A 7,901-nucleotide genomic window follows, 5' to 3' on the forward strand; every position below is an offset into this window, starting at 1 on the left:
TCAACTAGGTTGCCGCTCATGGACTACACGCGGCGCGATCTCGCCCAAGCCGTGCTCGACGCGCACCCGGACAGCAGGCGCGGCCTGAACATGTTCTACGGCGCGTTCAGCGACGACATGAAGGAGCACCAGGTCCAGCTGCGCGACGGCCTGTTGAAGGCGTTCGGCGTCGACCTGGAGACCGACAGGGCGATGCAGATGATGCTGAACGCCACGGTGGCGTCGAACGCGGCCATCAGGGGCCCGATGAGCAACTTCGGCGAGGCCGGACTGCTGATCAACAGGCTGGAAGGCAGCGGCGCCCTCGACAGGGTCAGCGAGATCCACGAGCTGAACGAGAAGTCGGCCGAGGCACACCTCGACATCGTCGAGGTGTGCCTCGGCATCGTGGACTCGTCGGTCCAGACCGTCACCACGGACGACCTGGTCGCACTCGGCGTGAACGTCACGCCGCCGAGCTTCCTCGACTACGAGATGGACTACTGATGCCTCGCCTCCTGGTCGTCCACCACACCCCGTCCCCCGCCCTCCAGGCGATGTTCGAGGCCGTGGTCGCCGGCGCCTCCACCCCCGAGATCGAGGGTGTCGAGGTCGTCCGCCGCGCAGCGTTGTCCACAACCGCTGTGGATGTTCTGGAGGCCGACGGCTACCTACTGGGAACGCCCGCGAACCTCGGCTACATGAGCGGTGCGCTGAAGCACTTCTTCGACACCATCTACTACCCGTGTCTCGACTCCACGCGCGCACGGCCGTTCGGGCTTTACGTGCACGGCAACAACGACGTGGTGGGTGCGGTGCGCAGCGTGGAGACGGCGACGACCGGGTTGGGCTGGGAGAAGGCAGCCGAGCACGTCACCGTCACGGGTGAACCGGCGAAGGCCGACCTGGAGGCTTGCTGGGAGCTCGGCGCGACTGTTGCGGCCCAGTTGTCCACATGAATCCAGGGTTGTCCACAGCCTCTTGTCCCCACCCTGTGGACAACCCTGGGGATATCTTCGAACGTGTGTTCTAACGGCCGATCGAGCTCATGTCGGGGTACCGGTCACCGGCCACTTCAGCGGCGGGAACGGCGGCCTCGATGGCGGCCAGGTCGTCGGCGGACAGCGCCAAGGACGCCGCCGCCACGTTCTCCTCCAGGTACTTGATCCGCTTCGTGCCGGGGATCGGCACGACGTCGGACCCGCGGTGCTGCACCCACGCCAGCGCGAGCTGGCCCGCGGTCACGCCGCGTTCGGCGGCCAGCGAACGCAGCGCCTCGACCATGCGGAGGTTCGTGTCGAGGTTCGAGCCGGAGAAACGCGGGTTCGACGTACGGAAGTCACCGTCGCCGAAGTCGGCCGAGGACGTGAAACGGCCGGTCAGGACGCCACGCCCCAGGGGCGAGTACGGCACGATGCCGACGCCCAGTTCGCGCGCGGTCGGCACGATCTCGGCCTCGATGTCGCGCGACCACAGCGACCACTCGCTCTGCAGCGCCGTGATCGGGTGCACCGCGAACGCCCGGCGCAGCGTCTCCGGGCCCGCCTCGGACAGGCCCAGGAAGCGCACCTTGCCCTCGGTGACCAGCTCCGCCATCGCGCCGACGGTCTCCTCGATCGGCGCGTTCGTGGACACCCGGTGCAGGTAGTACAGGTCGATCACGTCCGTGCCGAGGCGCTTCAGCGACCCCTCGACCGACGCGCGCACGTACTCGCGGTCACCGCGGATCGAACGGCCGCCGTCCGGCGAGCGGACGATGCCGAACTTCGTGGCCAGCACGACGGAGTCCCGGCGGTCCGCGATCGCGCGGCCCACCAGCTCCTCGTTCACGTGAGGTCCGTACATGTCGGCGGTGTCGAGCAGGGTGACGCCGAGCTCCAGGGCCCGGTGGATCACCGCGATCGACTCGGACTCGTCGCCCGCGCCGTAGAACTCCGACATCCCCATGCAGCCGAGCCCCTGCGGCCCGACCTCCAACGATCCCACCAAACGGCTCACGCCGTCGCCTCCAAGTCACGCTCGACCACCGCGTAGTGGTCGATCTTGTAGTCGAGCACCTCCAGGTGCGTCTGCAGCTCCGCGATGCGGGCGCGGACGTCGTCGCGGTGCTCGACGAGGATCTGCTTGCGGCGGCCTGCGGTCAGGTCGCCCCTGTGCCGCAGTTGCGCGAACTCGCGCATCATGCGGATCGGCATGCCGGTCGTGCGCAGGCGCGTCACGAACGCCAGCCAGCCGAGGTCCTCTTCCGAGTAGCTGCGGCGGCCGCCCGAGTCACGCGCGGGCGGGTCGACGAGCCCGATTCGTTCGTAATAGCGCAAGGTGTCGATGGACAACCCACTGCGCTGCGCGGCTTGGGCTATCGAGTAACTCACGAACTCGACGCTAAGACCTGGAGTGCACTCTAGGTCAAGCGGAATCCTTCGAGATGCCCCACGCCTCGAGGTGGCCGGCCATCTCCGGCACGTCGATCTTGTCGCGGCCGAGCGCGCGGACCAGGTCCAGCGCGTCGTCCTCGTCGGCGTCGATCCAGTAGCCGTTGATGTCGCACATCGTGACGGCGGCGACCCAGGCCAGCCGCCAGTTGCCCTCGACGAGGGGGCGGGTGCGGACGATCGAGTCGAGCAGGGCGGAGGACTTCAGCCACAGCGTGTCGTACGCCTCCACGCCGAGGACGGTGGCGCGGGGACGGTAGGCCGCCGTGTCCAGCAGGCCGATGTCCCGGACGAGGAGATCGCCACCGGTCACGGCCGTGGCCAGCACTAAGAGGTCCCCGGCGTCGAGGTAGGAGATCACGGCACCCAGTTGATCACAGAGGTCTGACGGTTTCAGGAAGAACCGAGCCTATCCAAAAGACCTCGGTACTTGGGCAGGACTCGCCCCAAGACCTCGCCGAGCTTTTCCTCCTGCTGCATGCGCTGGTAACGATCCGCGATCGCCAGCCGCACGACCTCCTGCTTGGAGCGCCCCTCGGACCGCGCCAGCTCGGCGAGCCGCAGGTTCTCCTCCTCGGTCAACCGCAAGGTCATGGCCATCGTCCGACGGTATCAACCTGATACCACTCAGACCAGCCACCGTTAGGATTGCGCGATGCCACGCCCCAAGACCCACGACGACGCTCTGCGACGGCGTCTGCTCCAGCGGGCGGGCGAGTTGCTCAGCACCGAGGGCCCCGCCGGGGTGAGCCTGCGCAAGATCGCCACGGACGTCAACACCTCGACCACCGCGGTCTATTCCCTCTTCGGCGGAAAACCAGCGCTGCTCGAGGCGCTCTACGACGAGGCGTTCACGCGGTTCGGGAGGAACCTCGCGGCGGTGCCGGTGACGGACGACCCGGCGGAGGACCTGCTCCGGATCGGGCTCGCGTACCGGCGCAGCGCGCTGGAGGACCCGCAGGGCTACTCGGTGCTCTACTCGAAGGTCGTCGAGCCGACGAAGGAGATGAGCCGCGCGGCCGGCCGGACGTTCGCGCCGGTGATCAACGCGGTGCGGCGCGCGGTGGAGCAGGGCGTCTACCTCGCCGAGGACCCCGAGCAGATCGCGATGTCCATGTGGGGCATCGCGCACGGCCTGGTGAGCCTGGAGCTCAACGGCAACCTGCCGCCCGGCATCGACGCGGCCACCACGTACGAACTGGCGTTGCGCGCCCACGGCCGGGGCTGGCGCACGGACGCCGGCACAACGCTGCGGAAATAACGGAATCCGGGGAGGCGGCCGCCGCGAAACCTCCCCGGACCCGCAGAACTGTCCGGTTAGGACAGTCCGTCTTCGGTGGTGCGGCCTTACTTCAGGGCGCCGTCGAGAGCCTTGATCAGCTCACCCTGCGGCGTGTCGCCGTCGAGCGACCAGATCATCGCGCCGCCGAGCCTGCGGTCGTTGATGTAGCGCGCCTTGCGCTTCATCTCCGTCGCGTCGTCGTAGGTCCACCAGGTCTTGCCGTCGTAGATCCACGCGAAGCCGGCCTTCTCGTCGCGGTAGATCTTGTACGCGTTGCCGGGCTCCGAGAGCTTCGCCTTGATGCGGTGAAAGTCCTCGTAGCCGTTCTCGTACTTGGCGGGCGCCGGCACACCCGTGCCGAACAGGCCGTTGCGCGTGCCGGGGGCGACGCCGTCCCAGCCGCGGCCGTAGAACGGCACGCCGAGCACCGCCTTCGACCGCGGCGCACCGCGCGAGAGCCACGCGTTGACCGTCACCTCGGAGCTGAACTCGAACTCCGACGGGTCACCCTTCGGCACCTTCAGCGCGGACTGCTGGTTCGCCGGGGCGTCCCACGCGCCGTGGTAGTCGTAGCCCTGCAGCGTGCCGAAGGTGAGGTAGCAGAACACCTTCGCGACCTCGAAGCCCCGGTCCACCTGGCGCGGGTCGGCCGGCAGGAACGCGGTCAGGTCGCGGTTCCAGCCCATCTGCTTGCGGTACTCGGCGAGCAGCTTGGTGAAGTTGCCCTTGTCCTCGGGGCGCACGACGTTCGGCGGCGTCGGGTTGCCCTCGCTCGCCGGCCACTCCCAGTCGAGGTCGATGCCGTCGAAGACGCCCTTGGCCGCACCCTCGGGCAGACCGGGCAGGTTGCCCTTGATCCACATGTCGGTGCAGGACTTGACGTGGGCGGCGCGCGACTCAGGCGTCAGCGCGGCGTTGGAGAAGTAGCGCGAGCCCGTCCAGCCGCCCAGCGAGATGTTGATCCTCAGCTTGGGGTACTTGGCCTTGAGCTGCTTGAGCTGGTTCAGGTTGCCCATCAGGGCCTGACCGGCCTCGTCGGCCTTGCCGCTCACGGACTGCTCCGCGGTGTAGGGCATCTGCCAGTCGGCCCACGGGTCGGAGCTGACGCACTTGCCCGACTCGTCGAGGAAACCGAAGGCGTAGTTCAGGTGCGTGAGCCGCGCGGCGGCCCCGCTGTCCACGAGGTTCTTGACGCGGAAGTTCCGGTCGTACACGCCCCACTGGATGAAGTACCCGACGGTGCGGGTCTTCGAGAAGCCGTGGTGCCCAGTGGTCTCGACGTCGGCGTTCGCGGGCGCAACGGCCAGCGACGCTGACAGGGCGCCGACCGCGAGAGCGGCGACACCCCATCTCCGTCTGGACATGAGTCTCCTTGTATCGGTCGCGGCAGCGGCGATGTGGTCCAGAGCACGATAGGCCTGAGGTCTAGACCACTGCTACGTCCGATCGGAGGTATGTCCTAAACCGCCCCGTACAGACGGTCACCGGCGTCGCCGAGGCCGGGCACGATGAAGCCCGAGTCGTTCAGCCGCTCGTCCACCGACGCCGTGACGAGACGGCACGGGAGCTGCGAGTCCTCCAGGTGGTTGATGCCCTCCGGTGCCGCGAGCACGCAGATCGCGGTGACGTCGGTCGCACCACGCTGGGTGAGCAGGCGGATGGTGTAGGCCATCGAACCGCCGGTCGCCAGCATCGGATCCAGCACGAACACCGGCCTCCCGGCGAGACTTTCGGGCAACGACTCCATGTACGGGGTCGGCTGGAGCGTCTCCTCGTCGCGCGCGAGCCCGACGAACCCCATCTGCGCGTCGGGGATCAGCTTGTGCGCCTGGTCGGCCATGCCCAGGCCGGCCCGCAGCACCGGCACGAGCAGCGGCGGGTTTGCCAGCGCGTACCCGGTGGTACGAGCAACCGGGGTGTGCGTGCGGTCTTCCTTCAGCGGCGCCTCGCGCATCGCTTCGTAGACCAGCATCACGGTCAGTTCCTGCAGCGCGGCGCGGAACGCGGCGTTGTCCGTGCGCGCATCACGCATCGTTGTGAGTCTCGCCTTGGCGAGCGGATGATCGACGACCAGGACGTCCATGCCCGACACCGTAACCGCTGGGAGGAGCAAGGGGTGTTCGAAGAGATCTACCGCGAGGCACGGCAGCGCATCGTGGGCCTGACCATGGGCCTCGGCCCGGACGAGCTGGCGCGCACGGTGCCCGCCTGTCCTGAGTGGACCGTGCACCAGGTGGTCGCGCACCTGTCCGGCGAGGCGTCCGATCTGGTCAGCGGGCGCATGGAGGGCGCGCCGTCGGACGAGTGGACCGCGCGGCACGTCGCCGAACGCTCCGGGGTGCCCGTGCCGGAGTTGCTGGAGCAGTGGAACACCTTCGGCGACGAGATCGCCGAGATGGAGCGGATGCCGTACCAGTTCGCGCTGGACGCGCTCACGCACGAGGCCGACCTGCGCGCGACGCTCGGCCGTGAACGCCTGCCGGACACCGCCTGGCAGCCGACGCTGGTGTGGCTCGCGCCGCGGCGGCTGAAGAACGTCACCGTCAAGACCGAGCTCGGCGTCCTCGGCGACGGCCCGATCACGCTGGAGGTCGACGGCTACGAGCTGTGGCGCGCGTTCTTCGGCAGGCGGTCGCGCCGGCAGATGGAGTCGTGGACCTGGTCCGACCCCTCACCGATCGACGACGTGCCCGTCTTTCCCGTGACACGCACCGACCTGATGGAGTAAACGGCGTTAACTGAACAGGTGTAGGGTCGGCCGCGTGACAGACCACGTGCGCATCGGAGTGCTCGGCGCGGCCACCATCGCGCCCACCGCCGTGATCCGCCCGGCCCGTTCCTCGACGGTCGCCGAGGTCGTCGCCGTGGCGGCCAGGTCGCCGGAACGGGCGCGGGCCTTCGCCGACAAGCACGGCATCGCGCGCGTGCACGGGTCGTACGAGGAGCTGCTGGCGGACCCGGCGGTCGACGCCGTCTACAACCCGCTGCCCAACAGCCTGCACGGCAGGTGGACGCTCGCCGCGCTGGAGGCCGGCAAGCACGTCCTGTGCGAGAAACCCTTCACCGCCAACGCTTCCGAGGCCGCCGAGGTCGCCAAGGCCGCCGGCGCGTCCGGACTCGTGGTGATGGAGGCGTTCCACTACCGCTACCACCCGCTGGCCCTGCGGGTCGCCGAGGTCGTCCAGTCCGGCGTGCTCGGCCCGCTGCGGCACGTCGAGGCCACCGTCGCGTTCCCGCTGCCGGTGTTCTCCGACATCCGCTACGACTACTCGCTCGCGGGCGGCGCCATGATGGACGCCGGCTGCTACGCCGTGCACATGATCCGCCTGATGGGCGGCGAGGAACCCGAGGTGCGCTCCGCGAAAGCGTTGCTGCGCGGGCCTTCCATCGACCGCGCGATGCGGGCGTCGGTGCGCTTCCCGTCCGGCCACACGGGTTCGGTGACCGCGTCGCTGTGGTCGTCGACCGTGCTGAAGCTGTCGATGAAGGCGATCGGCGAGAACGGCACGGTGAACGTCTTCAACCCGCTCGGCCCGCAGGCGTACCACCGGCTGACGCTGAAGCTGCGCGACCGCAGGACGTCGGAGTCGTTCGGCCGGCGCGCGACCTACGCCTACCAGCTCGACGCGTTCACCGACGCGGTGCTGCACGGCAAGCCGTTCCCGACGACCGCGGACGACGCCGTGCGGAACATGACGGTGATCGACTCGATCTACCGGGCGGCCGGTCTGCCGCTGCGCCGGCCGGCGCAGTGACGGTCACGAACCCGTTGCGATGACCACCTGATCAGGTGGCCCGACAACCCGATCCGGGAGTAAAGAACCGACAAAGCGACTCCGAAAAGTCTCATGACCAGTTGAGACGCGGAGGTGCGAACGGTGACGATCGAACAGAAGCCCGCCCAGCAGTGGTGCGAGTCCCCGCTGGTCATCCTGGGTGTCTCCGGATCACTCGCCGTGCTGATCGGCGTGCTGCCGCTGATGTGGGGCTACAACCCGGCCCTCGCGGTGGCGCTCGCCGCCATGCTCGTGGTGGCCTTCGCGATCACGGTCAAGTACGCGCCGAACCGCAAGTGACAGCTCTAGACGAGTAAGTCCTAACTGATCAGTGGTCGTAGGCGATCAGTGATCGGGTGATGGGCTGGCCGGTGGCGCGGTTGTGCCAGATGGCTGCGGTTAGGGCGAGCAGGCGTTGGGCGATGCGGGCGG

General features: G+C 68.6%; 12 protein-coding genes and 1 pseudogene. 6 read left to right on the forward strand and 7 right to left on the reverse strand.

The annotated features are described in order from the left end of the window. Nucleotides 1-18 precede the first annotated feature (18 nt). Nucleotides 19-486 carry a hypothetical protein gene (locus tag QSK25_RS33030; protein ID WP_285644124.1) on the forward strand — a complete coding sequence of 156 codons (468 nt, stop codon included), beginning with the start codon at nucleotides 19-21 and terminating at the stop codon, nucleotides 484-486. Next, nucleotides 486-938, forward strand: coding sequence for a flavodoxin family protein (locus QSK25_RS33035; RefSeq protein ID WP_285644128.1), 453 nt, complete (start codon nucleotides 486-488; stop codon nucleotides 936-938). Before QSK25_RS33030 ends, QSK25_RS33035 begins: the two co-directional genes overlap by 1 nt. Nucleotides 939-1,008: 70 nt before the next feature. Here the strand turns inward: QSK25_RS33035 and QSK25_RS33040 are convergent, their stop codons facing one another. Genes QSK25_RS33040 through QSK25_RS33055 form a run of 4 tightly spaced genes read right to left on the reverse strand, consistent with a single transcriptional unit; the run spans nucleotide 1,009 to nucleotide 3,011 of the window. Continuing rightward, the gene (locus QSK25_RS33040; RefSeq protein WP_285644168.1) at nucleotides 1,009-1,926 is read right to left on the reverse strand and encodes an aldo/keto reductase; all 918 of its coding nucleotides are present in this window, start codon (nucleotides 1,924-1,926) and stop codon (nucleotides 1,009-1,011) included. Between the two features lie 47 nt (nucleotides 1,927-1,973). Beyond that, nucleotides 1,974-2,351, reverse strand: a complete 378-nt coding sequence (locus QSK25_RS33045; protein WP_285644143.1) for a MerR family transcriptional regulator — start codon at nucleotides 2,349-2,351, stop codon at nucleotides 1,974-1,976. 34 nt (nucleotides 2,352-2,385) lie between these two features. Further along, nucleotides 2,386-2,772: a type II toxin-antitoxin system death-on-curing family toxin gene (locus QSK25_RS33050; protein WP_089914793.1), complete on the reverse strand. Its 387-nt coding sequence runs from the start codon at nucleotides 2,770-2,772 to the stop codon at nucleotides 2,386-2,388. Between the two features lie 32 nt (nucleotides 2,773-2,804). After that, complete coding sequence (locus tag QSK25_RS33055) at nucleotides 2,805-3,011, reverse strand: YlcI/YnfO family protein (protein WP_285644145.1); 207 nt, start codon at nucleotides 3,009-3,011, stop codon at nucleotides 2,805-2,807. Between the two features lie 55 nt (nucleotides 3,012-3,066). Here QSK25_RS33055 and QSK25_RS33060 point away from each other — a divergent pair, with 55 nt between their 5' ends. Next, entirely contained in the window at nucleotides 3,067-3,672 is a 606-nt protein-coding gene (locus QSK25_RS33060) for a TetR/AcrR family transcriptional regulator (RefSeq protein ID WP_285644147.1), read from the forward strand. Between the two features lie 86 nt (nucleotides 3,673-3,758). On the opposite strand, the gene QSK25_RS33065 is transcribed toward QSK25_RS33060, so the two are convergent. Continuing rightward, nucleotides 3,759-5,057, reverse strand: coding sequence for a glycoside hydrolase family 18 protein (locus QSK25_RS33065; RefSeq protein WP_285644148.1), 1,299 nt, complete (start codon nucleotides 5,055-5,057; stop codon nucleotides 3,759-3,761). A gap of 95 nt (nucleotides 5,058-5,152) precedes the next feature. After that, nucleotides 5,153-5,776, reverse strand: coding sequence for a uracil phosphoribosyltransferase (upp, locus tag QSK25_RS33070; RefSeq protein ID WP_285644149.1), 624 nt, complete (start codon nucleotides 5,774-5,776; stop codon nucleotides 5,153-5,155). A 33-nt stretch (nucleotides 5,777-5,809) separates the two neighbouring features. Between upp and QSK25_RS33075 the strand changes: the two genes are divergently transcribed. From QSK25_RS33075 to QSK25_RS33085, 3 genes are all read left to right on the forward strand, one after another. Continuing rightward, nucleotides 5,810-6,421, forward strand: a complete 612-nt coding sequence (locus QSK25_RS33075; RefSeq protein ID WP_285644151.1) for a maleylpyruvate isomerase N-terminal domain-containing protein — start codon at nucleotides 5,810-5,812, stop codon at nucleotides 6,419-6,421. 34 nt (nucleotides 6,422-6,455) lie between these two features. Continuing rightward, nucleotides 6,456-7,448: a Gfo/Idh/MocA family protein gene (locus QSK25_RS33080; protein ID WP_285644152.1), complete on the forward strand. Its 993-nt coding sequence runs from the start codon at nucleotides 6,456-6,458 to the stop codon at nucleotides 7,446-7,448. Nucleotides 7,449-7,571: 123 nt separating this feature from the next. Continuing rightward, nucleotides 7,572-7,769: a hypothetical protein gene (locus QSK25_RS33085; protein WP_285644153.1), complete on the forward strand. Its 198-nt coding sequence runs from the start codon at nucleotides 7,572-7,574 to the stop codon at nucleotides 7,767-7,769. A 28-nt stretch (nucleotides 7,770-7,797) separates the two neighbouring features. On the opposite strand, the pseudogene QSK25_RS33090 reads toward QSK25_RS33085, so the two are convergent. Continuing rightward, nucleotides 7,798-7,901 (reverse strand): annotated as a pseudogene (locus QSK25_RS33090) (IS982 family transposase); the annotation flags it as partial.

Origin of the sequence: Lentzea sp. NBRC 102530, assembly GCF_030269365.1 — a bacterium.
Classification (GTDB): domain Bacteria; phylum Actinomycetota; class Actinomycetes; order Mycobacteriales; family Pseudonocardiaceae; genus Lentzea.